This is a genomic window from Halopseudomonas bauzanensis (assembly GCF_900114735.1).
In the GTDB taxonomy this organism is placed as follows: domain Bacteria; phylum Pseudomonadota; class Gammaproteobacteria; order Pseudomonadales; family Pseudomonadaceae; genus Halopseudomonas; species Halopseudomonas bauzanensis.
Window position 1 is genome coordinate 92466 of sequence record NZ_FOUA01000005.1, and the last position, 25454, is coordinate 117919.

The window sequence follows — 25454 nt, forward strand, 5'->3', positions numbered from 1 at the left end:
GCCAATGCTTTGGCAATAATCCGGCCACGTGCGTACAATGCTGACCATTATCCATGATGAGGTGTGCCATGTCCTTCGCCGACCAACTCGAGCGCCTGCAGCAGTTTCTGGATGCTGACGATCTGCACGATGAAGCTCTCGATTATCTTGCCGGGCATGGTTACCTGACCGCCCTGTCCATCAGCCCTGTGGACGTTCCTGAACAGGAATGGATGTTCGAACTGTTCGCCGAAGAGCCGCAGTACACCGATGAAGCCCAGAAGGCCGACATCGAGAACACCCTGCGCGAACTCAAGTCCCTGATCGAACGCATTCTGGCCAGCGACGAAGAGCTGGAACCGCCGTGCGAATTGACTCTCGGTGACGAGCCGGACCTGTCCGATCTGCGCAGCTGGTGTGTGGGCTTCCTGGAAGGCGTGTTCATCCGTGAGGAAGACTGGTTCGCCCAGGACGAGGAAACCGTCAGCGAGCTGCTGCTGCCGATCATGGTCGGTTCCGGCCTGTTCGAAGACCAGCCCGAGTTCGCCGAGATAGCCCGGGACGAAGAGATGGTCCAGGACATGCTCGACCATATCCCCGACGTGCTGACCCAGCTCTACCTGCTGTTCCAGGCACCGGAAGAGAAAGCCCGCCCGGCACTGCTCGATCCCCGTCACTGAGCGTCCTGCTCGGTAACGTCTGAATCCCCCGCCCTGGCGGGGGACTCAAACCACCTCACTGCTTGTATCCAGCGTCCTGTGTGATGCCCTCGTCATCTGTAGCGGGCGCGGTGTGATAGCGCGTGTCGGCCAGCTCATGATGGCTGGGGCGTGGACGGATACGCCGCTGCTGCAAGCCAATCAGCAACAATGGCACCACTATCATCGCGCTGCCGACCACGAACCACAGGTCCGGTACTTCGGCAAAAAACACCCAGCCAATGATCACCGCCCAGACCAGCGCAGTGTATTCCGCACTGGTGATCTGGTTGGCATCCACGTGTTTGTAGGCCAGCAATACACATACGTTGTAGCCAAGGATGAACAGTGCCGAGCCGAACGCGCTGATCAGCACCTCGCGGCTCCAGGCTGCGCCTTCCCACCACGCCAAAGCCAGACACAGCGGCGTGATCATCAGGTAGTTGAGAAACAGCTTCTGTACCGTGGACTGATCGCGCGGCAGCCGGCGCACCAACACCGCGTTGATGGCCAGCGCAGCTGCGGTACCCAGGGCAGCCAGGGCCGCCCAACCGATCTCGACGGGCCGCAATATCACCAGGATGCCAGCGAACCCGCTGATAACGGAAACCAGGCTGAGCGTCGATAACCTTTCGCCAAAGAACATGACTGAAAGGATCATCACCATGATCGGCGCCACCATGAATACCGCATTGGCGGTAGCCAGTGGCAGGGCAATCAAGGCGTAGACCATGCAGATCATCCCGACCAGATGAACATGCCCGCGGATAAAATGCAGGACCCCACCTTCAAAGAAATGGCCGGTATCCAGCTGTTTCCAGAATGGCGCCAGCAACAGCAAGGTGATCACGCAGCGCAGGAAGGCGTACTGGAACACCGGGACGCCTTCCTCGAGAAACTTGACGAACACATCCGAGATCACAGCAATGGCGTTGCCGACAACCAGCAATAGAATGGCGCTGCTGACTGTTTTTCCTGACATGACCGCCTCTGGCTAGCATTCAAAAGAAAGGATGTTCACCGCATCAGCGCAGCGCCGGCTCGATGCCCGCAAGCGGGCGTGCAGCTCACACGGCCAGTTGGACGCCCAGCGCGCTTCGCCCGTCCGCAAGCTCAGTCCGGGAGCCTGTCGCCCGCCTCGACCCAACGCCGCAACAAGGGCAGCAACGAGGCTGCCGGCTGATAACCATTACCCAACAACGCCAACTGCCCGTTGCGCTCGGCCAACAGGGTCGGAAAGCCGCTGATACCCAGATCGCCCACCCAGGCAAAATCCGCAGCCAGCATCACCCGTGTCTCCGGGGCATCAAAGGCCTCAATGAAGTCGTTGCGGCTGTATCCGGCCCCTTCGGCCAGATCGGTCAGCACGCCAGCCTGAGTGACATCAATAGCCTGGGTATAGAAGGCACTCTGGATGGCTTTGACCAGCGCCCACAGTTTTCCGGCATCGAGTTCCCGCCCCACCACCAGCGCCCGGCAGGCGGGCTCGGTGTTATAGACAAAGGCCGCGGGCAAGTCATCAGGCGTCAGCACCGGCTGGCCGGTCGCCGCGTGCACGGCCTGCCAGTGTTCCGCCAGCGCCAGGCGCGTCGAGTCCTGCATGGGATCGGTCACGCCAGGGCGCAGGCCGCCGGGTACCAGATGCAGATCCAGCTGGGGAAAAGCTGCCTGGATAGCATCGATCACCGGAGCGAAGCCCCAGCACCAGGAACACATGGGGTCCATCACATAGATCAGGCGCTGGGACATGCAGTACTCCGATTACTTTGCGTTGGGGCTGGCCAGTTCCGGCTGCAGGCCGATGGGATGCGGCTGCTGGCGCAGCTTGGCCAACTTGACCTGGCGCTGTCGTTCCTCGGCACGCCGCCGGGTCTTCTCCGGCAGACTGTCATAACAATGCGGACAGCTGATACCTTCCTCGTACTGCACCGAGGCCATGTCTTCAGCCGATACCGGATGGCGGCAGGCGTGGCATTGGTCGAACGAACCCGGCGCCAGATCGTGGCGTACCGTGACGCGGTTATCGAACACGAAACACTCGCCGTCCCACTTGCTCTGCTCCGCCGGCACCTCTTCGAAATACTTCAGAATGCCACCCTTGAGATGATAGACCTCATCGAAGCCTTCCTTGAGCATAAAGCTCGAGGCCTTCTCGCAGCGAATGCCGCCGGTGCAGAACATGGCGACTTTCTTGTGTTTCTGCGGATCGAACTGCTGACGAACGTAATCAGGAAACTCGCGGAAGGATTTGGTCTGCGGATCGATGGCACCTTCGAAGGTACCGATCGACACTTCGTAATCGTTGCGGGTGTCGATCAACAGCACTTCCGGATCGCTGATCAGATCATTCCAGTCCTTCGGCTCGACATAGGTCCCCACTTTTTCATTGGGACTGATGCCGGGAATGCCGATGGTGACGATTTCCTTCTTCAGCTTGACCTTGGTGCGGTAGAAAGGCATTTCCTCGCAGAGGGATTCCTTCCAGTCCAGATCACTCAGGCGCGGGTCCCGGCGCAGCCATTCAAGCAGCGCTGCGGTGCCTGCGCGGCTCCCGGCCACGGTACCGTTGATGCCTTCCAGCGCCAGCAACAGGGTGCCCTTGACGCCGTTGGCGATCATGGTATCCAGCAGCGGCTGGCGCAGGTCTTCGAAGTCTTCCAGGGTGACGAACTTGTACAGCGCCACCACGACGATATTGGACATGCCATTCCTCTTTTCGGTAGTCGCCCGCGTAAAGGGCGTACTTTGGGGGCGGCAAGTTTAACAAAGTTGAGAGCCAGCCGGCATGCGGATTATCGGCCGGGGCGCATCCGCTTCAGTGGTCCGCCTTGCTGCCGCCCATGCAGTTGGGCGAATCCGGTGCCAGGCCACTGGCCTGCCACTCGGCGGGCGAATAGGTATGCAAAGCCAGCGCGTGGATCTGCTGCATCAGGTCGCCCAGTGTGCGGTAGACCGCCTGATGCCGCTTCACGGCATTCAGACCTTCGAACTCGTCGCTGACGATCACCAGCTTGAAATGCGACTCCGAGCCCGGCGGTACGGCGTGCATGTGGCTCTCATTGAGCAGTTCGAGATGGCTGGGCGCCAGGCTTTGCAGAGCCTGTTCCAGTGCTGCCTGGGTGGTACTCATGGGCTTGTCTCCTTGATTGATCAATGCATTGTATCCGGCTCACCTGCCCCGGTCAGCCGCACCGGCTTTGGTTAACGGCAGACCAATAGCGCATTCACACCGCGCAGCAGCGCTACCGCAGCCCCGCCTGCCGCCCCTCGACCTCGGCTTCCATCGCCTGCACCAACTGCTCCAGTTGTGGCGAAATATGTTGCTCGAGGCGTTCGCGGGTGATGGCCATGGAATCACGGGTCAATTCCGGCAGATGTTCCATCAGCTTGCTGCCCGCCGGAGAGCGGTAGAACGCAGCCAGTTGCTCGAACTCCTCTTCGCTGAAGACCGGCAGATACAGATCGATCAGGTCATCGCGGATGGCATCCCAGCTCAACTGGGCGTTCAGAATGTCCCGGGCCTGCCGCTGGTAATCACGCAGCACCGATTCATACTGCATCGAGCCACCCATCTGGGTAAAACGGGCCGTCAGCAACTGTTCGACCTGGGTATAGACCGGCGCAGTCATATCCTCGGCATTGGCCAGCTTGAGAAAGCGCTCGGCACTGCTCCGGTGTGACGCCTCGTCAGCCTGGGCCAACTGCCCCAGGAAAAGACAACAGACCATCAGGCTCGGTAGTAAACGCATGGATGGCAGCTCCGGTGGGTTGAACAGGCACCTATACTGGCAGGTCACATATCCATCAGCAACGAGGGGGCGCATATGAACACACGTACCGAGACCGACAGCATGGGCGGCATCGAGGTGCCGGCAGACCGCTACTGGGGTGCGCAGACCCAACGCTCACTGCACAACTTCGCCATCGGCGAGGAGCGCATCCCCCTGGCGGTGGTGCATGCCCTGGCGCTGATCAAAAAGGCCGCCGCGCGCACCAATCTGCAGTTGGGCAATCTGGATGCGCCACTGGCGGAGTTGATCAGCCAGGCTGCGGATGAGGTCATGACCGGCCAACTGGATGAGCATTTCCCCCTCTCCGTCTGGCAGACCGGCAGCGGCACCCAGAGCAACATGAATATCAACGAGGTCCTCGCCAACCGCGCCAACGAGCTGGCTGGCCAGCCCCGTGGCGGCAAAACACCGGTACACCCGAACGATCACGTCAACCGCTCGCAAAGCTCCAATGATACCTTCCCCAGCGCCATGCACGTAGCGGCCGCCACCCAGGTCCGCCAGCAACTGCTGCCCGCGGTACAGGCTCTGCGCGACAGCCTGGATGAACAGGCCCGCCGCCACGCAGACCTGATCAAGATCGGCCGCACCCACCTGATGGACGCCACCCCGGTGACCTTCGGTCAGGAGCTCTCCGCCTTCGTTGTGCAGCTGGATATGGGGATCAGGGCTGTGGAGCAAGCGCTGCCGGAGGTCTACGCCCTGGCCCAGGGCGGCACGGCGGTGGGCACCGGCCTGAATGCACCATCAGGCTTTGCCGGAATGCTCGCCGCCGAGGTGGCAAGCCTCAGCGGCCTGCCCTTCACCAGCGCCGCCAACAAATTCGCCGCCCTGAGTGGGCATGAACCGCTGGTGCAGCTGCACGGCGCCTGCAAACAACTGGCGGTAACCCTGATGAAATTGGCCAATGACCTGCGCCTGCTGGGCAGCGGGCCGCGGGCCGGGCTGGCCGAGGTCAGGTTGCCGGCCAACGAGCCGGGCAGCTCGATCATGCCCGGCAAGGTCAACCCGACCCAGTGCGAGGCGCTGTCGATGATTGCCTGCCAGGTCATGGGCAATGACGTGACCCTGGGCATGGCGGCGAGCTACGGCCAGTTGCAGCTGAACGTGTTCAAACCGGTGATCATCCATGCCCTGTTGCAGTCAGTGCGTCTGCTGACCGACGGCTGCGACAGTTTCCGCGAGCACTGTGTGGAAGGCATGCAACCTGACGCCGAGCGCATGCGCGAGCATCTGGACAATAGCTTGATGCTGGTCACCGCATTGAACCCGGTCATCGGCTATGACAAGGCCGCCGAAATCGCCAAGAAGGCCTATGCCGAGGGCACCTCGCTACGCCAAGCGGCGCTGGCGCTGGGTTATCTGGATGAGCAGGCCTTCGACCAGGCAGTGCAGCCGCAGGCAATGCTGGGGGACTGGGCGCCCAAGGCCTGAAGTCCCCCGCTATGGCAGTGAACCTCTTGGGCGCGGACTTGCCCGCGAATGGATCTGGCAGAAAACCTTCGCGGCCAAGGCCGCTCCCACATAGAAGCCATCGGGGGCCCTATCAGAAACCTGGCCCCGCAATCGCTACTCCAGCGGCGGCGTGACTGTCAGACGCCGCAGCCGACGGTTCTCCAGTTTCTGCAGCAGGCTGGGCGCGAGGGCGATCAGCGCCGAGCCGGAAACCACCAGCAGCGCCCCCAGATAGGCGAGGCTGTTCAAGAGTTCGGGCTTGATCACCGCCGGCCACAGCATCGAGCCCAGCGCGACCAGGGCAAAGGTGAACAACGGTGTGGTGGCCACGGTGGCGCTGACCCGGGATGCCTCCCAGTGCACCAGCGCCTCAGCGAAGGCGCCATAGGCCACCAGGGTGTTCAGGCAGCAGCCGAGCAGCAACCACAGTTGCAGTTGGTTCAATTGCATGATCTGGCTCGGCGTGGCGAGGGGTGCCAATAGCACCGCGCAGGCCAGGTAGATCACCATCATGATGGTGACCGACGACCAGATGGTCAGCAACTGCTTCTGGGCCAACCCGTACAAGGCCCAGGCGAGAGCCGCGGCCAGGGTGATCAGGATGCCCAGCGTGTAGTCGCTCAGCTGAGTAAACAGTTCCACCAGGCGTTGATTGAAGAACAGCCCGAAGCCAAGCAACAGTACCGCCAGCCCCAACAACTGACCGATGCCGAAACGCTCCTTGAACACCAGCATGCTGCCCAGCATCAGCATGATCGGCGCGATCTGGATCATCAACTGCATGGTGCCGGGCGTCAGCCGATCCAGTGCCAACACGTACAACACATAATTGCAGGCCAGGCCGAGCACCGCGACCAGGAGCAGCCAGCGGTTGCGCGCGGACAGCGCGCGGATCGAGGGCAACCGCCGGCGGGCTGCCAGCCATAGCAACAGCACCAGGCCGGATGACAGCATGCGGTACCAGGAAACGGTAAAGGCATCCATGCCATTGAGCACCTCCTTGAGCATGATCGGCAGCACACCCCAGAGGGTGGTGGTGGTCAATGCCAATAGAAATCCGTACAGCCAGCGACCGGAGGCGACGTGCATGATGTTTCTCGGAGAAAAAAGGAAGAGACGACTATTGTAGAGCCCGGCGCGACCGAATGGATAGCCACGCATCGTCAAAACAGAGACTCAGCGCAATTGGTAGCAATTTGCATGTAGCCAATTCGTCTAACGGCGCGTCTCAGCTGTTCTACCATGAAATACAGATCCGCTATTTCTGGTCAGATCATTGCGGCAGACCGGCCGCATCCATACACTGGTGCTGTCGCCTTATCCGGCGCAGACAGCAGGGCAACCTACGAGGACGCCCGGCACACAAAAATAAAAGGTGTCACTTATGAAACTTGATATTCAGGGTAAATTGCCCAGCGTCGCTCTGGTTTTTCTCGCCACCTGGCTGTTGTTGATCCTACCCAATATGGGGTGATGGCTTTTCACGATACAATCAGCGGCTTCAGTTTGTGCCGGAGCCCTCGTGAAATCACCATCCTTTGCAGATCTGAGCTGGTCCGCTGACGGACAGCCGTTTTCCACCCAGTTCGGCGATGTGTACTTCTCCCGCGACTCGGGATTGGAGGAAACGCGCCATGTGTTCCTGCAACACAACGATCTGCCGCAGCGCTGGGCCGCGCTCCAACCTGGCTCCCGCTTCTGCATCGGCGAAACCGGTTTCGGCACCGGCCTGAATTTTCTCTGCGCCTGGCAGCTATGGGACCGGGTCGCTCCCGCCGACGCCCGCCTGCATTTCGTCAGCACCGAAAAGTTTCCGCTGAGCACCGACGACCTCCATCGCGCCCTGGCGTTATGGCCGGAGTTGCAGCCCTGGGCCGAGCAGTTACTCGCCCATTACAGCGACCTCGCACCCGGCTGGCAGCAGTTTTCCCTGGCCGATGGCCGCGTCACCCTGACCCTGTTGGTGGGTGATCTGCTGGACAGCCTGCCGCAGTTGGACGCCTCGGTGGATGCCTGGTTTCTCGATGGCTTCGCCCCGGCGAAGAACCCGGACATGTGGCAGCCGGCTCTCTATGAGCAGATGGCGCGCTTGTCGCATCAGCACACCACGGTGGCGACCTTTACCAGTGTCGGCGATGTGCGCCGCGGATTGCAGGCGGTCGGCTTTGCCATGCACAAGGTCAAAGGTTATGGCCGCAAGCGCGAGATGCTGGCCGGGGTGCTGCAACAGCCGTCAGGGCAGCAATGGAGCGCGCCCTGGTATCAACGCCCGGCGCCACCAGCCGACCGGGCACGCACGGCGCTGGTGATCGGTGCCGGACTGGCCGGTTGCAGTACCGCCTTCGCCCTCGCCCGCCGCGGCTGGCAGGTCACCGTGATCGAGCGCCACGCCACTCCCGCAGCGGAAGCCTCCGGCAACCCGCAGGGCATCCTCTACACCAAGCTGTCACCGCACCAGACCCCGCTGTCGCGCTTCGTGCAGGCCAGCTATGCCTACAGTCTGCGCCTGCTGAATGAGGTGCTGGAACCGGGGGAAGACAGCTGGTCGGCCTGCGGTGTGCTGCAGCTCAGTACCGATGACAAGGAGGCTGCGCGCCATCGCCAGCTGGGTGAACAGGGCTACCCGCCGAGTTTTCTGCACAGCGTTGATGCGGAACAGGCCAGCGCCCTCGCCGGCTTCGGCGTTCAGCGCGCCGGGCTGTTCTTTCCGGGCGCCGGCTGGGCCAGCCCGCCGATTTTCTGCCAAGCGCTGTTGCGGCACGCCAATATCCGCTTGCTGACCGGCAGCGCAGTGGCACAGTTGGAACAAGGTGATGGGCAATGGCAGGCATTGGGCGCCAACGGCCAGTGTATTGCCAGCGGCAGCATCGCGGTCATCTGCAGCGCCGCCGACAGTCGCCGTTTCCAGCAGAGCAGCCATCTGCCGCTCAAGTCCATTCGCGGGCAGATCACCCATTTACCGGCTACCGACGCGAGTCTCGGATTGAAAACGGTGCTGTGCGCCGAGGGCTATATTTCCCCCGCGCGCCAGGGCGAGCATCACCTGGGCGCCAGCTTCCGCTTCGATCGGCTGGATACCGAGCCCAGCCCCGAGGAGAACCTGTCGAACCTGGAGATCCTGACCAGCCTGTCGCCAGCCCTCAGCACCGCCCTGCGGCCGGAACAGTACGATCCGGCGCAGCTGACCGCTCGCGCTGCGCTGCGCTGCACCTCACCGGATTACCTGCCGCTGATCGGCCCGCTGACCGATGCCGATGCCTTTCGTGCGGATTACGCCGCGCTGGCCAAGGATGCATCGCGCCAGCCAAAGACGCCGGCCAGTTGGTACCCCGGCCTGTATCTGAATACCGCCCATGGCTCCCGCGGTCTGGTTACCTGCCCGTTGAGTGGCGAGCTGATCGCCGCCTGGGTCGAGGGGGAGCCGCTGCCTTTGCCCCGCGACCTGGCCGAGGCCGTGCATCCAAGCCGCTTTCTGTTGCGTCAATTGATCCGCGGCCAGGCCTGAGGCTCAGAACAGCAGCATGCGGATGCCGTCCCAGAGCAACTTGCAACCGGTAAAGAACAGGAAGAGGTAGCACAATCGGTAGATCAGCTCCTGATTGCTGCGCTGCAGCAGCCAGAAGCCCATGCGGATGCCGATCGGCGCCAGCGGCAGCAGCACCAGAGCAGTCAGCAACTTGCTGGTGTCGAATTGTCCGAGCTGGATATAGGCCGGTACCTTGGCCAGATTCACCACGGCAAAGAATACCGCGATGGTGCCCATCAGTACGGTCTTGTCGAGTTTCTGCGGCAACAGGTAGATATTGATCGGCGGCCCGCCGGCGTGGATGCCGAAACTGGTGAAGCCAGCGACCGCGCCCCAGAACCCGCCCCGCCAGTTGCTTACCCCACGTACCGGCGGCTCGCCCTTGCGCAACCAGATGTTCAGGGTAAACACCACGGCGATGATACCGACCATCAATCGAATATGGGCGTCACTCATCCAGCGAAAACTCAGCCAGGCCAACAGCGTACCGACCAGCGCCGCCGGAATGATGATCTTCAGATTGGGGATACTCCAGCGACCGCGGAAGGTGCGTAGTGCCACCAGATCCATGGTACAGAGGATCGGCAGCAGGATGGCGGCGGCCTCCTGCGGCGGCATGACCAGGGACATCAGCGGGACGGAAAGAATAGCGATGTTGCCGCCAAAGCCACCCTTGGCGATGCCGTACAACAACACGGCGGGGATGGCGGCCAGATAGAACAGCGGGTCGGTGATCATTGGAACCAGTCATATCAACAAAGGCGCTCAGTGTATCATTGACGCAACACGGCACAGTCATCCAGGAAGTAGACCTTATGCTGATACCCCATACCCTGCTCGACCCCGACGTATTCCAGCGCATGCTGGAGGACTTCGTCACCCGCGATGGCACCGATAACGGCTATGACGACACCCTGAGCCAGCGCGTGGAGCGTTTGCGCCGGCTGATCGAACGTGGCGAAGTGCTGATCGTATTCCATCCCGACACCGGCGATACCAGCCTGAGCCACCGCCGGGATGTTCCCGCCGAATTGCTGTGGGATGCCGCCGAGGATTGAGAGCCGCCCTGCTTCAGGGTGACGCAGGGCCACCATGGCGCTTGGAGGATGCCAAGCGAAGGACTAAGATAGAGGTCTTTACACCCCCATGCGGGTTTGACGAGGTAAACGATGAAATTGCGCTCCCCCCTGATTATTGCTGCCCTGCTGGGTTTTGCTGCCACCGCATCGGCCCAGACCGTTGTGTGCACCCCGGAAGCAGCCCTGAAGAAAGCTGAAGAAACCGCGGTCACCATCAACCGCATCGCTGCCGGCAACCCGGACAAGGCGGAGCGCATGCATGAACAGCTCAAGGCCCTCCAGGAGCGCGACCCCACCCAGAGCCACCATGGCGCCTGTGAAGCCTATGACCGCATCATCAAGGAACTGAAGCAGCAAGACGCCAGCGGCAACTGAATAGTCATAAGGGCTGACTGTGTTGCAGACACCTCAGCCCGCTGCACGCCCTGTTCGGAGTTAGGTCTGTCTTGTGGGAGCGGGCTTGCCCGCGAACAGGCCTGACAGAACTCCTCGCGGCCAAGGCCGCTCCCACAAGAAATCGGAATCAGCCAATCGCCGTTCGCCCAGCCAACGCATGGGCCAGCGTCCCGCCATCGATGAATTCCAGCTCGCCTCCCAGTGGCACCCCGTGGGCAATGCGCGATACCTTGATCCCCAGCGGTTTGAGCAGCCCGGCGATATAATGCGCCGTCGCCTCCCCTTCCACCGTCGGATTGGTTGCCAGAATCACCTCGGCCACCGCGCTGCCTTCGACGCGCTCCAGCAACGCCGGAATACCAATCTCTTCCGGCCCCAGGCCATCAATAGGTGACAGGTGGCCCTTGAGCACGAAATAGCGCCCTCGAAAGCTGCCCGCCATTTCCACTGCCCACACATCCGCCGGGCTCTGCAACACACACAGCAACCCATCATCCCGGCGCGGGTCATCACACATATCACATATTTCGGTCTCGCTCAGCGTCCGGCAACGGCGGCAGTAACCCACGCCTTCCATCGCCGACTCCAGCGCATGGGCCAGGTGCCGCCCCGCTTCACGATCGCGCTCCAGCAGGTTCAGCGCCATGCGCTGCGCGGTTTTCGGCCCAACGCCGGGCAGCCCGCGCAATGCATCGATCAATTGGCGAATCAGGGGACTGAAACTCATACCGATATGGCTCTCTCGTTCAGAAGGGCATCTTGAAGCCGTCAGGCAGATTCATGCCCGCGGTCAGGCCGGCCATTTTCTCCTGGTTCTGCTGTTCCAGCTTGCGCACCGCATCATTGAATGCCGCGGCAATCAGATCTTCGAGCACTTCCTTGTCTTCGGTCATCAGGCTGTCATCAATATTGACGCGGCGCACGTCGTGCCGCCCGGTCATGACGACGGAAACCAGCCCGGCACCGGATTGCCCGGTCACCTCGGCGTTGGCCAGCTCTTCCTGCATCTTCTGCATTTTTTCCTGCATCTGCTGGGCCTGCTTCATCAGGCCTGACATGCCACCTTTCATCATGGTCGTTTCCTCATAAGGGGTTCAAGCATCGAGCGGGCGGATACTGTCATCACAGATCTGCGCCGCAAAATCGTTGATCAGCGCCTGCACCAGCGGGTCGCTCTGTATGTTCGCCTCGGCTTCCTTCTGCCGGGCCACCCGCCGCCGGGCTGCCGCTACCGCAGGGGTTTCCTGCGTGGGCGCCTGGACCGTAACGGTCAAAGTTACTGGTTGGCCTTGCTGCTCGGTAATGGCCTTTTCCAGACGCTGGCGATGATTTTCGTTGTACAGCGCGCTGTGACCTGGGTCCAGATGCAACTGCCAGGCGGCGCCCTCGACAGCGACCAGTTGGCAATGGGCGGCAATGCTCTGGGTCAGGCCAGCCACACCCAGGCGCGGATACAGCTCCAGCCATTGGGCGGCAAGGCCGATGGCCGGAGGCAGATCGCTGACATCCTCTTCGGCGGCCTCGACCGGAGCGCTGTCCGCCGCCGGCTCCCAGTCGCTCAGATAATCGCTGACATCCAGTTCATCATCACTGTCGGGGCTGAAACTGTCATCGGGCGGTGCATCCTGCAACCACTCGGGGGGAGCGTCCGCTGCTGGCGGGTTCGGCTCGCTTGGCGTTGTCGGCTCCTCGACCACCGGTGCAGGTGCCGCCACGGGGCTGGCAGCGGACTGCGGCGCGGGAGTGGCCGGAGCTGACGGCTCGACAGTCGGTTCGACCGTTGGCTCCACAACCGGCGTGATCGGTGAAGCGGGTTTCGGCGGTGCCTGCACGGCAGCCGGCGTCGTAACCGGCGCGGCCTGCGTGGTCGGCCTGGCGGTTACGGAATCAGCTGCGGCCTGGCTGATCCCCGGGGACTTTCCCGGGTCGCCAGCCGCAGCCGGTACGGGGCTCGGCTGTATTGTTGGCGGCGTTTGCACGAGCCCGGCCGGTGCCGCGTTGCCGGTGTGTTGTAGCGTGCCGGGGCGAAACGCCAACATACGCAGCAGCGCCATCTCGAAACCGCCACGCGGGTCCGGTGCCAGTGGCAGGTCACGACGACCGTGCAGGGCCAGTTGATAGAACAGCTGCACATCCTCGGCGCTGACCTGCCCGGCCAGCTCCAGGACCCGCGCCTGGTCACCCAGGCTGTTATCCGCCGCCTCCGGCAATACCTGGGCGATGGCCACTCGCTGCAGGGTGGATATCAGCTCGGCCAGCACGCCCGCAAAATCAGCGCCCTGCTCAGCCAGCTCGGCAACAGCGGCGAGAAGCGCGCGCGCATCCCCGGTGGCCAGTGCCTGCAGCAGCCCGAATACCTGACCGTGATCGATGGTGCCGAGCATGCTGCGCACCTCGGCGGCCTGCAGCTGGCCATTCCCGAAGGCGATGGCCTGATCGGTGAGGCTCAGGCCGTCGCGCATGGAGCCATCGGCGGCGCGGCCGAGCAGCCACAGCGACTCGTCATCGAAGGGTACCTGCTCTTCGGCCAGCACATGGCGCAGGTGCTCGACCACCTTTTCCGGCAACATGTTCTTCAACGAGAACTGCAGGCAGCGGGACAGGATGGTGACCGGCAGTTTCTGCGGATCGGTGGTCGCCAACAGGAATTTGACGTGAGCCGGCGGCTCTTCCAGAGTCTTCAACAAGGCGTTGAAGCTGTGGCTGGAGAGCATGTGCACTTCGTCGATGAGATAGACCTTGAAGCGCCCGCGCGTGGGTGCGTACTGCACATTGTCCAGCAGCTCGCGGGTGTCCTCGACCTTGGTTCGGCTGGCCGCGTCGACTTCGATCAGATCGACGAAACGCCCCTCGTCGATTTCCCGACAGGCCGAACAGACGCCGCAGGGCTCCGAACTGACACCCGCCTCGCAGTTCAGGCACTTGGCCAGAATGCGCGCGATGGTGGTCTTGCCGACCCCGCGGGTGCCGGTGAACAGATAGGCGTGGTGCAGGCGATTGTGATCCAGCGCATTGATCAGCGCCTGCAGCACGTGGGTCTGGCCGACCATCTCACGGAACAGGCGCGGACGCCATTTGCGGGCTAATACCTGGTAACTCATCGAGGGGCTGCTATCCGGTGTCATTGGCAAGCAGCTACTGTACCTTAAAGCGCCTAATCAATGCGAGATTCGCGCCTGTCGGCTCGCCCTGTGGGAGAGGCTGATCGGGAACCGATACTGGTGATGGGAAAGCGGGCTTGCCCGCGAAGCTGATCTGCCAGTTGCTTCGCGGCCAAGCCCGCTCCCACAAAGAGGGGGCGTCCGTGACCGGGTCAGCGTGACCCGGTCAACGTGACCCGGACGAGTTCCTTTCGACCTCGGGCGCTTCAGTCTTGAACGTAGTCGTTGAAAGTCAACGAGATACGATGCTGCGACGAAGGCAGATTCGGTACGTTCAGCGTTTGCTTGTTGTCGGTATCACCGCGCGGGGTGCTGACCACGGAGATAACCCCATCCGCCGGTGTGCTGGCAGGCATGTACACATCCACGCCCCACTGGAACGGCTGCTCCGGGAAATACGGTAGCGGATCGCCAGTCGTCACCGCTGGAGTGGCTTCATCGTCATGTACGTGAATGCCGATATTCCTGCTACCGATGGCCGGGTCAATGATATTCACTGCCGGCTGATCGCCCCACAGCAGGCTGGTGGTGGAAATCTCCAGCAGATCGTTATCGGTGCCGCGGTCGCCCCACCATTCCATGTCCCGGGAGATCACCAGGGAGGCGTGATCATCACTGGCGTTGGTATTTTCCTCGATCACGGAGCCGGCCTGCGAGGTGTTCAAGCGCACCAGCGCGCTGTTGCGGATCAGCGGCTGACGATAGAAGTGATGCTCGGAACGACCCGGTCGCAACAGCTGGAATTCGTAGTAGGCGGTCGGATCGAGCGTCACCGGACCCCAGTTGCCGTTGGCCGTGATGCTGAAGGTATCCAATGGCGCCGCTTCGAGACGCTCACCGGTATCGGGGTCTATTTCCCAAACCTGCAGCGTGGTCCCGGCAGCACCGGTATTGGCTGGGAAATAAACCGCCCGACCGGCAATTTCCACCTCATCCCGCTGTGGCAGAATCTCGGTGCGCACCGGCTCGACACCTGTGAAGAATTCAAACTGGGCGGCGAAAGAGGCTTCCGAGGTGGCCGCCTGGACATGAGTCTCATCAGGCACGTAGGCGTTCACTTCACCGAGCCGCCGGGTTTCATCGACAAACAGCCCCATGCAGTTGGAGTCGCCCGGGCAACTCTCGCCTGTCGCGCCGTCGATGGCAACATAGCCAGCCACCTTGGCTTCCCGGTCCGGATTGGCCACGTAGTAGCCGCAAACCGCCGTACCCAGGGAGTGGCAAGCCAGATAGACCTGATCCGCCCCGAACTCCGCCAGCACGTTATCGACGAACCCATCCAGGTCACCACTCAGGCCGCCGGTAAGGGCCCTGTTGATCTCTACCGCCCCTGCCGTGCTGTATTCGTAGGCCACCACATGGTCTTCGGGGTAGCCGTTGCTGGCAAAGCGCATCGCCTGGGTCTGGTACTGGGAGGCCGAGCCAGCGGTGCCGTGTACGAAGATGACCGGCAGGATCCGATCCTCATCGATATCCGGCATATCCGGAGAGCCAGGCCAGGAAACCCGATCCGAGCCGGAGCCGCCGAGACAACCGGTCAACACACCACAGAGAAGCAGAAAAAACACGCCGAGCGCGGGCACGCGGGCCCTGGGAAATGCCATATCCATGTTCGATTACCCTTATTGTTGTTATCAGTCAGACACGATGAGACATTAGTAGATATAAGCTCGCTTCGCCACTGAAAGAGCTAACGTATCAGCAAAGGACAGGCAGACGAATAGACCGGAAGTCGGCAAGACAAGGGCGTATGAGACGCGGAATAAGAATGGGGGGATAACGGAAACGAGAAGGCTATGGGTGGCAACCCTGCCAGCCGCACCCCGGCACACGATATAACCGCTGCGGCTGCTCCCTTCCGGGCCTGACCGGGTTCACGGCGAATCATTGCGAGGGGACCGACAGGGTCACCATAGCGTGCCCTGCAGATGAGGGCCGCGCTATTGTAACGACTTGCGCGCAAGTTACAACCCACAATCGTGTCTGGGATGCGCAGCCGAGACGCAAATACGCCATGCCTGACGGCTTGCCCTCCTCGCGTATAATGAGGGCCGATTCGACTGCCGGAGACCCGACCATGCAACCTGAAGACCTGCAACTGCTGGTCACCCGTGAAATGCCCTTCGGCAAGTATCAGGGCCGGCTGATCGCCGACCTGCCCGGCCATTACCTCAACTGGTTCGCCCGTGAAGGCTTCCCCAAGGGGGAAATCGGCCGCCTGCTGGAACTGATGCAGGAAATCGATCACAACGGTCTGTCCGCCCTGCTCGACCCGCTGCGCCATCGGCCGCCGGTCAGGCGCCCATGAACAGGGCGATCATCAACGGGATGGAGAACAATGCCACCACGGTACTCAACAGTGCGGTACCGGCTACCTGGCTGGGCGCCAGATCCAGCAGCGTGGCGATGACCACGGTATTGGCGGCAATCGGTGTGATGGACACCAGAAACAGCGCCTGATACACCGCAGTGCTGTAGATCTGCGGCCCATGGCTGTCCAGCCACCAGAACAGCAGCGCCACCGCCGGCCAGACCACGAATTTGCCGAAGAACGCCAGCGCAGTAAAACGCAGGTTGCCCGCCAGCCCGCGAAAGCTGAGGATGCTCATGCCGATAATCATCATCCCGAACACGCTGTAAGCGCCGCGCAAATTATCGAACAGCGGCTCGGCGATCATCGGAATACCAATGCCAGCGAGATTGAGCGCGACCGCAAGAAAGAAGGCGTACAGCGATGGCAGGCGCGCAACCTTGATCAGGCAGTCGCGCACCTGGTAACGGCCCCGCGCTGCGAGATAGAAACCGACCGAGTTCTCATACAGGGTGGTACCGAGCATGCAGAGAATATAGATGCTCAGGCCTTGCTCGCCGAACAGCAGCAAAGCCACTGGCACCCCAAGATAGCCGGTATTGCCGGTGCCCACGGCCAGCGGAATGACACTGGCGCTGGCGTCTCCCACCCAGCGTCGGGCTATCAGCAGATGTCCGTAACCGATCAGCGTACACAGCCCCAGGGTAAGAAAGGGCAGCAGAATCACCTCCGGCGACAGCGGCGCGTTCATTACGCCGGAGAAAACCACTGAGGGTGTGATGATATACATCATGATGCCGGCAATATGACTACCGCTGGCCTGCAGGAAACGCCCGGCAACCCACCCCAGCGCAACCGTCACGTAGAGTGGCAACAGTTTGTACAGCAAGGCCAGTGCCGCCGTCATGGTATTCCCCACCGAACTGAATCCGGTCAGTCTAACGATCCGCTCCGGTCATCACCACCGATGCAATGATTCTTTCTGAAAAATCAGCTACATCCGTCTGCCTGGCGTTGGGGATGGTAAGATCCGGGTTCCATTTCTTTCGCGTTCGCAGGATTGTCCCCGAATGGAAGTCATGAATACCCTGTTTGTAATCTGTGCCGGCCTGCTATGCGTCAGCATTCTGGCAAGTTCAATGTCCTCCCGATTGGGCATTCCCCTGTTGCTGGTATTTCTGATCGTCGGCATGCTCGCCGGCGAAGATGGTCCGGGCGGCATTGTGTTCGACAGTATAGATACGGTGTATGTCATCGGCAGCCTGGCCCTGGCGATCATCCTGCTGGATGGCGGCATGCGCACACGGGCGGAGAACTTCAAGGTCGCCCTTTGGCCATCCCTGTCACTGGCCAGCTTCGGCGTACTGATCAGCGCTCTGGTCACCGGTCTGGCCACCGCCTGGTTGCTGGACCTGCACTGGCTGCAGGGCTTGCTGCTGGGCTCGATCGTCGGCTCGACCGATGCGGCCGCGGTATTCTCGTTGCTGCAGGGCAAAGGGCTGAACCTCAAGCGCCGGGTCAGCGCCACCCTGGAAATCGAGTCTGCATCGAACGACCCCATGGCGATCTTCCTGACCATCACCATCGTGGAGATGCTGGCCAACGGGCAGACGTCCTTCAGTTGGTCGTTTCTGGCCATGTTGTTGCAGCAATTCGGCATCGGCGGGGTCTGCGGGCTGGCGGGCGGCTTCTTCCTGACCTGGCTGGTCAACCGGGTGAGCCTGGATACCGGCTTGTATCCCCTGCTCATCACCAGTGGTGCCATTCTGACCTTCGCGGTCACCAATGTACTCGGCGGCAGCGGCTTCCTGGCGATCTTCATCACCGGCCTGGTACTGGGCAACAGCCGCCTGCGCAGTCTGCAGAACATCCTGCACATGCAGGACGGCATGGCCTGGCTCAGCCAGATCGGCCTGTTCCTCATGCTCGGCTTGCTGGTCACGCCCTCGGAGATGCTCGACATCGCCTTGCCAGCACTGGCCGTTGCCGTCTTTCTCATCCTGGTCGCACGCCCAATTGCTGTGCTGATCTGTCTGGCCCCTTTCGTGTTCTCCTGGCGCGAGCGCCTGTTCATCAGCTGGGTTGGCCTGCGCGGCGCGGTGCCGGTGATGCTGGCGATCTTCCCGCTGGTAGCCGGGCTGGAACAGGCCCAATTGCTGTTTAACCTGGCCTTCGTTGTGGTCTTGGTTTCCCTGCTGCTGCAAGGGGCGAGCCTGCCGATTGCGGCAAGGCTGTGCCGGGTCGAGATCCCGCCCATTCCGGAGCCGCTGCACCGTACCAGCCTGGATGTGGTGGTCGAGAGCGACTACGAGCTGATGGTCTATCAACTGAGCGATGCCAACTGGTGCGTTGGTGTGGCCCTGCGCGATTTGAACATGCCCAAGGACACCCGCATCGCCGCGCTGTTTCGCGGCCGCAAATTGCTGCACCCCTCCGGCAGCACCCGCCTGGAGCTGAATGATGTGTTATGCGTCATCGGCCACGCCCGGGACCTGCCGGCGCTGTCGAAAATCTTCAGTACTACCAGCGTTCCGCGTCACCTCAACAGCCGCCAGTTCTTTGGCAATTTCGTGCTTGAAGGCTCGGCACTGTTGGACGAGGTCGGCACCTTCTATGGCTTCGAGGTACCTGCAGAGTTGTCGGGACTGACCCTGGCGCAGTTCTGTACCCGGCAGCTGGGCGGCCGGCCGGTCGTGGGTGACCAGACCGAGTGGCAAGGGATGTGCTGGGTCGTCGCTGAGGTCGTTGATGATGAGATCCGCAAGGTCGGTCTGAAATGGGGAAATGAAAAGGATGATCAGCCCCCGGAGCCGACGGCTTGACCCTCACATGATGTAAAGGTTGATGATGGCTGCCATCAGAGGAGAATCAACCATGAGCCATATCACCTTACATATCTCCGGCATGACCTGCGCCAGTTGCGTGCGGCGAGTGGAACAGGCGCTGCTGGCCGCTCCCGGGGTCGACTCGGCGGAAGTCAACCTGGCCGCTGAGACGGCCCGCATCCAATTGCGGGACCCGCAGCAATTGCCGGCAGTCAGCGAGGCCGTCAAGCGCGCCGGCTATCCGGTCGCAACCCGCCACCGCCAGCTCGCCATCGCCAACATGACCTGCGCCAGCTGCGTGCGCCGCGTTGAGACCGCCCTGCAGAAAGTACCGGGCGTGCTCGATGTGCAAGTCAACCTGGCCAGCGAGCAAGCCCTCGTGACCATGACCGAAGGTACTGCCCAAGAACAACTGCTGCAGGTCCTGGAACAGGCCGGCTATACCGGCCAATGGCTCGACCAGCAGACCGGCAGCGACCATGAGCGCCAGGCCGGCAAACTGCAGCGCGAACGCCGCCACCTGATCATCGCCGCCTTGCTCAGCACACCCTTGGCGCTGGGCATGTTTCCCGAACTGTTCGGCCGCCCCGACCTGATGCTGCCGCCGCTGGTGCAACTGGTGCTGGCCTCCATCGTGCAGTTCGGTTTCGGTGCCCGCTTCTATCGCGGCGCGTGGCATGCGGTGCGCAACCGAACCGGCAACATGGACCTGCTGGTCGCCATCGGCACCAGCGCCGGTTGGGCGTTGAGCACCTGGCACGTATTCACCACTCCGGCCGGACAGATGCCGGTGCTGTATTACGAAGCCTCGGCAGTCATCATCAGTTTCATCCTGCTGGGCAAATACCTGGAAAGCCGGGCCAAGGGGCAGACCCTGGAGGCGATTCGTGCACTGACCGCCTTGCGCCCGGATACCGCTCGCCGGCGCAGCGCCGAAGGCGATCAACTGGTGCCACTGGAGCAGATCCGTGTGGGTGACCTGCTGGTGGTGCAGCCGGGCGAACGCATCCCCGTCGACGGCGATGTGCGCGAGGGCGGCAGCCATGTAGATGAGTCCATGCTCACCGGCGAAAGCCTGCCGGTCAGCCGTCAGCCGGGCGACCCGGTGAGCGGCGGCTCCATGAACCAGGACGGCCTGCTGGTGATCGAGACCACCGCCGTCGGCCATGACACCCTGCTGTCACAGATCGTCCGCCTGGTCGAAAGCGCCCAGGCGTCCAAGGCGCCGATTCAGCGACTGGTAGACCGGGTCAGTTCGGTATTCGTGCCCGTGGTCCTGGTCATCGCCTTCCTTACCTTCGCCATCGGCAGCCTGCTGGTGGGTAGCGAACAGGCGCTGCTCAACGCCATCGCGGTGCTGGTCATCGCCTGCCCCTGCGCCCTGGGTCTGGCCACGCCAACGGCGATCATGGTCGGTACCGGCGTGGCAGCGCGGCGGGGCATCTTGATCCGCGATGCCGAAGCGCTGGAACAGGCGCACAAGGTCGACACGGTGATTTTCGACAAGACCGGTACGCTGACCCTGGGCAAGCCGACGCTGCAAGCCTTCGAGGCATTGAACGGTAGTGACCATGACCAGACGCTGGCGTGGGCGGTGGCAATCCAGACCCACGCCGAGCATCCGCTGGCCGGTGCCCTGCGCACCTACGCCAATGATCGGGATATTCAGGCTGAACCGGCTGCGGATTTCCGCGTACAGGCCGGCCGCGGTGCCAGCGGCGTGGTGGACGGTCGCAAAGCCTGGTTGGGCAACGACCTGTTGATGGTGGAACAGGGTATCGACATGGCCGCGTGGCAGACCGAGGCCGAGCAGCACGAGGCGCAGGGTCGGACCCTGTCCTGGCTCGCCATCGAGGATGCAGGTCAGCCGCAGCTGGTGGCACTGATGGCCTTCGCTGACACCATCAAGCCGGAGGCTGCGCAGACCATCCGCCAGCTGGACCGGCTGGGTATCGAGAGCTGGCTGATAAGCGGGGACAGCCAGGCGGCTGCCGGCGCCGTGGGTCGCGAACTGGGCATCAGTCGGGTCGAAGCGCAGGTGTTGCCTGAAGACAAGGCGCGCCATGTACAGACACTGCGTAGCCAGGACCGGGTGGTGGCCATGATCGGTGATGGTATCAATGATGCGCCGGCATTGAGCGCCGCTGATGTCGGCATGGCCATGGCCACGGGCACCGACGTCGCCATGCACAGCGCGGGCATTACCTTGATGCGTGGCGACCCGCTGCTGGTCCCGGCGGCGCTGGACATCTCCCGCCACACCTGGCGCAAGATCCGGCAGAACCTGTTCTGGGCCTTTGTCTACAATAGTCTGGGCATCCCCCTGGCCGCGGTCGGCCTGCTCAATCCCATGCTCGCCGGCGCCATGATGGCCGCCAGCAGCGTCAGCGTGGTGGCCAACGCGCTGCTGTTGAAACGCTGGAAACCGGAGGCGCAATGAACATCAATATCAGCCAGGCAGCCAAGACCACCGGCCTGACGCCGCGCATGATCAGACACTACGAGAATATCGGGCTGCTCACCGGAACGGCGCGTACCGCCGCCGGCTACCGGCTGTTCAGCGAGCAGGATCTGCACACCCTGCGTTTCATCCAGCGAGCCCGCAGCCTGGGGTTTTCCATCGAACAGATCAGCCAGTTGCTGGCGCTGTGGCAAGATCGCGAGCGCAGCAGCGCCGTGGTCAAGGCACTGGCCCGAGAGCATCTGAAGGAATTGGAGGACAAGATCGCCGGGCTGCAGTCCATGCACGACAGCCTGTCAGAGCTGGCCAGCTGCTGTCTGGGCGATGAGCGCCCGGATTGCCCCATCCTGGATCGCCTGGCCGATACCCCCATTCCCGACCTGGGAGGCCGCCAGGTCAGCGCAGATAATTAGTTGGCGGCTCGTATAACCTGAGACCTGTTCGCGGGCAAACCCGCTCCCGCAATAAACTCCGGCAGCGGCCCAGTCAGCCTCTCCCGGAGTGGCTGACTGGGCCTTGGCTGCGAGAAACCGCCCTAGCGCAGGAAGTTGAACAGGCTCAGGCCGCTGACCTTGACGAAGCTCTGTTGCGCTGCCTGCAGGACGATGCTTTCCATGCTCAGGCGGCTGAGCGCTTCAGCATAATCCAGATCCTCAAGCCCCGATTGCACCGTGGTATTGATCAAGGTCGCCTCGTCATTCTCCAACTGGGCGGACTCGATCACATTGAGACGCGCGCCAAGGCTGGTCTGCACGCCGAGCACCTGATTCATCGCATTGTCGAGATTCTGGACGCTGATCGCCAGCATGTCGCGGCGCTGTAGCTTGCCTTCGGGGCTATCGTCAGTGTTCTCCAGCGTGTCGCGCAGCAGGCGTACCGTGTCCAGCACGCCACGTTTCTCGCTGTTGTCGGCGGTGCCGACGCTGATCGTGAACTCATCGCCCGCCGCCGGCTCACCATCCAGCGTCACTACCACACCACCATAACGGATTTCATGGCCACCAGCGGCATTGGGCTCCAGGGTGCCGGTAACCGGCGGGTCCAGCGGAGCACCGGCTGCGTCGCGGATTTCGTAGCCCGCTGCATCATCCGAGATGACGATGCTGACGCTGCCCTGCGGGTAGAATTCACTGTCGTAGCGGCCCTTGTTTTCCACCACGCCCAGGGAAATACGCCCGCTGCCGGCATTGCCGGCACCAGCGGCGGTATCCACCCGATTGACGTTCCCCACATCGACAAACAGTTCCTTGCCGTTGTCATTGATCGCGACCATCTTGGCGCTGCCGATCTGGATCGAACGCTGCCCCTCATCACCGGCATAGCTGTAGCTGCCGTCGGGGTTCTTTACAAAGGGCTGGGTATCACTCTGGTAACCACCGAACAGGTATTCGCCGCGGGCGTTCTGGCTATTGAGCAATCCGTAAAGCTCGTTCTCGCGCTCGGCCAGCTCCTGTGCCAGAGCCTCCCGCCCACTGGCATCCAACGCGCCGTTCCCCGCTTCAAGCGCAATCTCACGGACGCGCTGCAGGATATTGTTCACCGAATTGAGAACGGCTTCTTCCTGCGTCAGGCTGTTGGTTGCCGCCGTCAGGTTGTCCTTGTACTGCGCCAGCTTGCTGGCTTCCTGACCCAATTGCAGCAGCCGCACCGAGGCCACCGGATCATCCGCCGGTGAGAGAATCCGCTTGCCGGAGGTAATCTGTTCCTGGGTGCGGGTGACGGCCGAATAGTTGTCCTGGATTCCGCGGATCCCGGTGTTGAACGCCTGAATGGTGGAAATACGCATTGTCGTCAGTCCCCGTCAGCGCATGCTGCTGATCAATGTATCGAACACGGTGCGCGCAACTTGAATGATCTGCGCCGAGGCGTTGTAGTATTGCTCGAACTGGATCAGGCTGGCTGCTTCCTCGTCGAGGTTCACCGCCGAGACCGAGTTGCGATTGTTGGTCGCCTGGGCCAGCATCGCCATGTTGGCCTCGGTTTCGGTGCGCGACTGGGCAGTGAAGGTAGCGACTTTCTGCACCAGATCACCATAGCCGTCGAGCAACGAGAAACCCCGAGCCCCCTCGCCCTTGCCCAGCACCTGCTGGGTTTGCAGGCCGGCCAGCGCCAGTGCGTTGCGGTTATCCGCCACACCCCCGCTGTTGAAGTCCACCGAAAAACTATCGCCATCCAGCGGCTTGCCAGATAGCGTCATGCTGAACTCATGGCCGTCGACTTCCCAGCTGAACGGCTGGCCCAGGGTCACATCGATGCTCAGCGGCGGATTGGTGCTGGTCAGTACGCCAGTGCCATCACCATTATCGGCATAGCTGAATTCGACCCCCAGCGCCTTCAGCCGGTCCAGGTCCAGCGGCTGCGGCCCGCTGGTGAGCAGCGGTTGGTTGACATTGCCGGTACCGCGATTGTCGAGGCTGGCCTGCGCAGTCATGGGCGAAGCAAAGGCCAGTTGCTGCGGCTCGGTCATCACCACTGACAGACTCTGGGCGGCATTGCGGGTCGGCGTCAGCAGATAGCGATCGCCTTCCATATAGTTGCCAGTCTGACCACTTAAGTCGAGGCCATCGAAAGCAGCGTAGCCAGGTTCACCTTCAGCGGCATTCACATCGAAGGGCCCGAGCACCCGATTGTCGTTCACCCGGCGCACGGTAAATTCAGTGTCACTGGTGAAGGTCAGTTCATAATCCGAGGTGCTCAGCGTCGAGGTATCGGCGATGCGCACATCCAGCGCTGCGTCCGAGCGATTGCCCTCGCGGCCACGGCTGCGCAGGTCCATATAGGCATCGCTGTTGATATCGCCGAACAGGTCGCTACCCACCTGCCCGTTCAGGTCCAGCCCCTTGCCCAACTGCTGATTGAACTCACTGGCGATCGCCAGCGAGATGCGTCCCAGCGCATTGAACGCCTGATCCAGCACATCGTCGCGATAGCGCAGCAGGCCGCCCAGCTCGCCACCACTGATCAGGTCGGAAACATCCTGCGCCGAGTTGCCGCTGACCAGTTGGATATCCAGCCGCCCAGGGTCCGACAGGCCGGGCTTGGTCTGCAATACCGAGGCTTCCTTGCCGACCACCAGTGGCTGCCCGGAGCCGATGAACAGGTTGATGCTGTTATCGCCCTGATCCACCACGGTAACGCTGACGTATTCGCTCAGTTGGCGGATGGCCTCGTCGCGCGCATCCAGCAGGTCGTTGGGCGCAGCCCCATTGGCCGCGGCCTTGGAAATCGCATCGTTGTAACCCGCCACCGACACGGCCAGACGACTCACCTGCTCTGCTACCGTGGTCATTTGCTGGTTGAGAAACTGGTTCTGGGTGGCCAGTTGCTGATGCACCGAGTTGAACCGCCCGGCCAGGCCCTGGGCTTCGGACAGGAACAGTTGGCGGCCTGGCAGGCTGGCCGGGTCCTCGATAGACGTCTGCAGCGCCGCGAAGTAGCTCTTCAGGCCAGTGGTGATACCGGACGCGGTGCTCGACAGGGTGCTATTGAGCTCTTCAATCTGGATGTTGTAGGCGTGGTTCGCCGCCGCTGCCGACGTGGTAGTGCGCACCTGATTGGTCAGAAACTGATTGTAGATGCGCTGAACATCTACCACCTTGGTGCCGGTACCCATATAGCCAGCACCGCTATAACCCGGCGGGTTGGCAGTCTGGATCGCGGTCTGGCGGCTATAACCGGGGGTACTGACGTTGGTGATGTTCTGCCCGGTGACCGACAGGTTGGTTTGCGCGGCACGCAGCCCGCTGAGACCGATATTGAACAGATCTGCCAT

23 protein-coding genes and 1 other RNA gene are annotated in these 25454 nt (G+C 62.0%); 9 read left to right on the forward strand and 15 right to left on the reverse strand.

Annotated elements, in window-relative coordinates; all coding sequences use genetic code 11:
- Positions 1-68: 68 nt before the first annotated feature.
- Positions 69-659: a UPF0149 family protein gene (locus tag BM267_RS11720; protein ID WP_036990504.1), complete on the forward strand. Its 591-nt coding sequence runs from the start codon at positions 69-71 to the stop codon at positions 657-659.
- A gap of 55 nt (positions 660-714) precedes the next feature.
- Here the strand turns inward: BM267_RS11720 and BM267_RS11725 are convergent, their stop codons facing one another.
- The 5 genes from BM267_RS11725 to BM267_RS11745 form a co-directional block, all read right to left on the reverse strand.
- Positions 715-1659 (reverse strand): DMT family transporter, encoded by a 945-nt coding sequence (locus BM267_RS11725; protein ID WP_074780507.1) that lies wholly within the window; start codon positions 1657-1659, stop codon positions 715-717.
- Positions 1660-1790: 131 nt separating this feature from the next.
- Positions 1791-2426, reverse strand: coding sequence for a DsbA family protein (locus tag BM267_RS11730; protein ID WP_074780504.1), 636 nt, complete (start codon positions 2424-2426; stop codon positions 1791-1793).
- Between the two features lie 12 nt (positions 2427-2438).
- On the reverse strand, positions 2439-3380 hold the full coding sequence (gene trhO, locus BM267_RS11735) for an oxygen-dependent tRNA uridine(34) hydroxylase TrhO (RefSeq protein ID WP_074780501.1): 942 nt from the start codon (positions 3378-3380) through the stop codon (positions 2439-2441).
- A 112-nt stretch (positions 3381-3492) separates the two neighbouring features.
- On the reverse strand, positions 3493-3807 hold the full coding sequence (locus BM267_RS11740) for a BolA family protein (RefSeq protein ID WP_036990507.1): 315 nt from the start codon (positions 3805-3807) through the stop codon (positions 3493-3495).
- Positions 3808-3919: 112 nt separating this feature from the next.
- Positions 3920-4426 carry a DUF2059 domain-containing protein gene (locus tag BM267_RS11745; protein ID WP_063608004.1) on the reverse strand — a complete coding sequence of 169 codons (507 nt, stop codon included), beginning with the start codon at positions 4424-4426 and terminating at the stop codon, positions 3920-3922.
- Positions 4427-4501: 75 nt separating this feature from the next.
- Between BM267_RS11745 and BM267_RS11750 the strand changes: the two genes are divergently transcribed.
- Positions 4502-5902: a class II fumarate hydratase gene (locus BM267_RS11750; protein WP_074780498.1), complete on the forward strand. Its 1401-nt coding sequence runs from the start codon at positions 4502-4504 to the stop codon at positions 5900-5902.
- Positions 5903-6037: 135 nt separating this feature from the next.
- Here the strand turns inward: BM267_RS11750 and BM267_RS11755 are convergent, their stop codons facing one another.
- Positions 6038-7012, reverse strand: a complete 975-nt coding sequence (locus BM267_RS11755; RefSeq protein WP_143063071.1) for a DMT family transporter — start codon at positions 7010-7012, stop codon at positions 6038-6040.
- 433 nt (positions 7013-7445) lie between these two features.
- Here BM267_RS11755 and mnmC point away from each other — a divergent pair, with 433 nt between their 5' ends.
- Positions 7446-9428, forward strand: coding sequence for a bifunctional tRNA (5-methylaminomethyl-2-thiouridine)(34)-methyltransferase MnmC2/FAD-dependent 5-carboxymethylaminomethyl-2-thiouridine(34) oxidoreductase MnmC1 (mnmC, locus tag BM267_RS11760; RefSeq protein ID WP_074780495.1), 1983 nt, complete (start codon positions 7446-7448; stop codon positions 9426-9428).
- Between the two features lie 3 nt (positions 9429-9431).
- Here the strand turns inward: mnmC and BM267_RS11765 are convergent, their stop codons facing one another.
- On the reverse strand, positions 9432-10187 hold the full coding sequence (locus tag BM267_RS11765; protein WP_036990510.1) for a sulfite exporter TauE/SafE family protein: 756 nt from the start codon (positions 10185-10187) through the stop codon (positions 9432-9434).
- A gap of 77 nt (positions 10188-10264) precedes the next feature.
- Between BM267_RS11765 and BM267_RS11770 the strand changes: the two genes are divergently transcribed.
- The gene (locus tag BM267_RS11770) at positions 10265-10507 is read left to right on the forward strand and encodes a YheU family protein (protein WP_074780492.1); all 243 of its coding nucleotides are present in this window, start codon (positions 10265-10267) and stop codon (positions 10505-10507) included.
- 111 nt (positions 10508-10618) lie between these two features.
- Complete coding sequence (locus BM267_RS11775) at positions 10619-10903, forward strand: hypothetical protein (RefSeq protein ID WP_074780488.1); 285 nt, start codon at positions 10619-10621, stop codon at positions 10901-10903.
- Between the two features lie 148 nt (positions 10904-11051).
- Here the strand turns inward: BM267_RS11775 and recR are convergent, their stop codons facing one another.
- The 5 genes from recR to ffs form a co-directional block, all read right to left on the reverse strand.
- Complete coding sequence (gene recR / locus BM267_RS11780) at positions 11052-11651, reverse strand: recombination mediator RecR (RefSeq protein ID WP_074780486.1); 600 nt, start codon at positions 11649-11651, stop codon at positions 11052-11054.
- A 19-nt stretch (positions 11652-11670) separates the two neighbouring features.
- A complete protein-coding gene (locus BM267_RS11785) occupies positions 11671-11997 on the reverse strand; it encodes a YbaB/EbfC family nucleoid-associated protein (RefSeq protein ID WP_036990514.1) in 327 nt (108 codons plus the stop codon).
- A gap of 21 nt (positions 11998-12018) precedes the next feature.
- Positions 12019-14025 carry a DNA polymerase III subunit gamma/tau gene (dnaX, locus tag BM267_RS11790; RefSeq protein WP_074780482.1) on the reverse strand — a complete coding sequence of 669 codons (2007 nt, stop codon included), beginning with the start codon at positions 14023-14025 and terminating at the stop codon, positions 12019-12021.
- A gap of 266 nt (positions 14026-14291) precedes the next feature.
- Positions 14292-15695, reverse strand: a complete 1404-nt coding sequence (locus BM267_RS11795) for an alpha/beta fold hydrolase (protein WP_074780479.1) — start codon at positions 15693-15695, stop codon at positions 14292-14294.
- Between the two features lie 197 nt (positions 15696-15892).
- An RNA gene (gene ffs, locus BM267_RS11800) (signal recognition particle sRNA small type) lies at positions 15893-15989 on the reverse strand.
- A gap of 173 nt (positions 15990-16162) precedes the next feature.
- Here ffs and BM267_RS11805 point away from each other — a divergent pair.
- On the forward strand, positions 16163-16393 hold the full coding sequence (locus tag BM267_RS11805) for a DUF3820 family protein (RefSeq protein ID WP_036990516.1): 231 nt from the start codon (positions 16163-16165) through the stop codon (positions 16391-16393).
- Here BM267_RS11805 and BM267_RS11810 read toward each other — a convergent pair.
- The gene (locus BM267_RS11810) at positions 16380-17303 is read right to left on the reverse strand and encodes an AEC family transporter (RefSeq protein ID WP_074780475.1); all 924 of its coding nucleotides are present in this window, start codon (positions 17301-17303) and stop codon (positions 16380-16382) included. The two genes, BM267_RS11805 and BM267_RS11810, sit on opposite strands and share 14 nt — an antisense overlap.
- A 163-nt stretch (positions 17304-17466) precedes the next feature.
- On the opposite strand from BM267_RS11810, the gene BM267_RS11815 reads away from it, so the two are divergent.
- The 3 genes from BM267_RS11815 to cueR are packed head-to-tail and all read left to right on the forward strand — an operon-like array spanning position 17467 to position 22095.
- Positions 17467-19218 carry a potassium/proton antiporter gene (locus BM267_RS11815; protein WP_074780472.1) on the forward strand — a complete coding sequence of 584 codons (1752 nt, stop codon included), beginning with the start codon at positions 17467-17469 and terminating at the stop codon, positions 19216-19218.
- A gap of 52 nt (positions 19219-19270) precedes the next feature.
- Positions 19271-21661, forward strand: a complete 2391-nt coding sequence (locus BM267_RS11820; RefSeq protein WP_083392505.1) for a heavy metal translocating P-type ATPase — start codon at positions 19271-19273, stop codon at positions 21659-21661.
- A 2-nt stretch (positions 21662-21663) separates the two neighbouring features.
- Positions 21664-22095, forward strand: a complete 432-nt coding sequence (cueR, locus tag BM267_RS11825; protein WP_083392513.1) for a Cu(I)-responsive transcriptional regulator — start codon at positions 21664-21666, stop codon at positions 22093-22095.
- Positions 22096-22217: 122 nt separating this feature from the next.
- On the opposite strand, the gene flgL is transcribed toward cueR, so the two are convergent.
- Positions 22218-23468 (reverse strand): flagellar hook-associated protein FlgL, encoded by a 1251-nt coding sequence (gene flgL / locus BM267_RS11830; RefSeq protein ID WP_036990519.1) that lies wholly within the window; start codon positions 23466-23468, stop codon positions 22218-22220.
- A gap of 15 nt (positions 23469-23483) precedes the next feature.
- On the reverse strand, positions 23484-25454 hold the full coding sequence (gene flgK / locus BM267_RS11835) for a flagellar hook-associated protein FlgK (RefSeq protein ID WP_074780465.1): 1971 nt from the start codon (positions 25452-25454) through the stop codon (positions 23484-23486).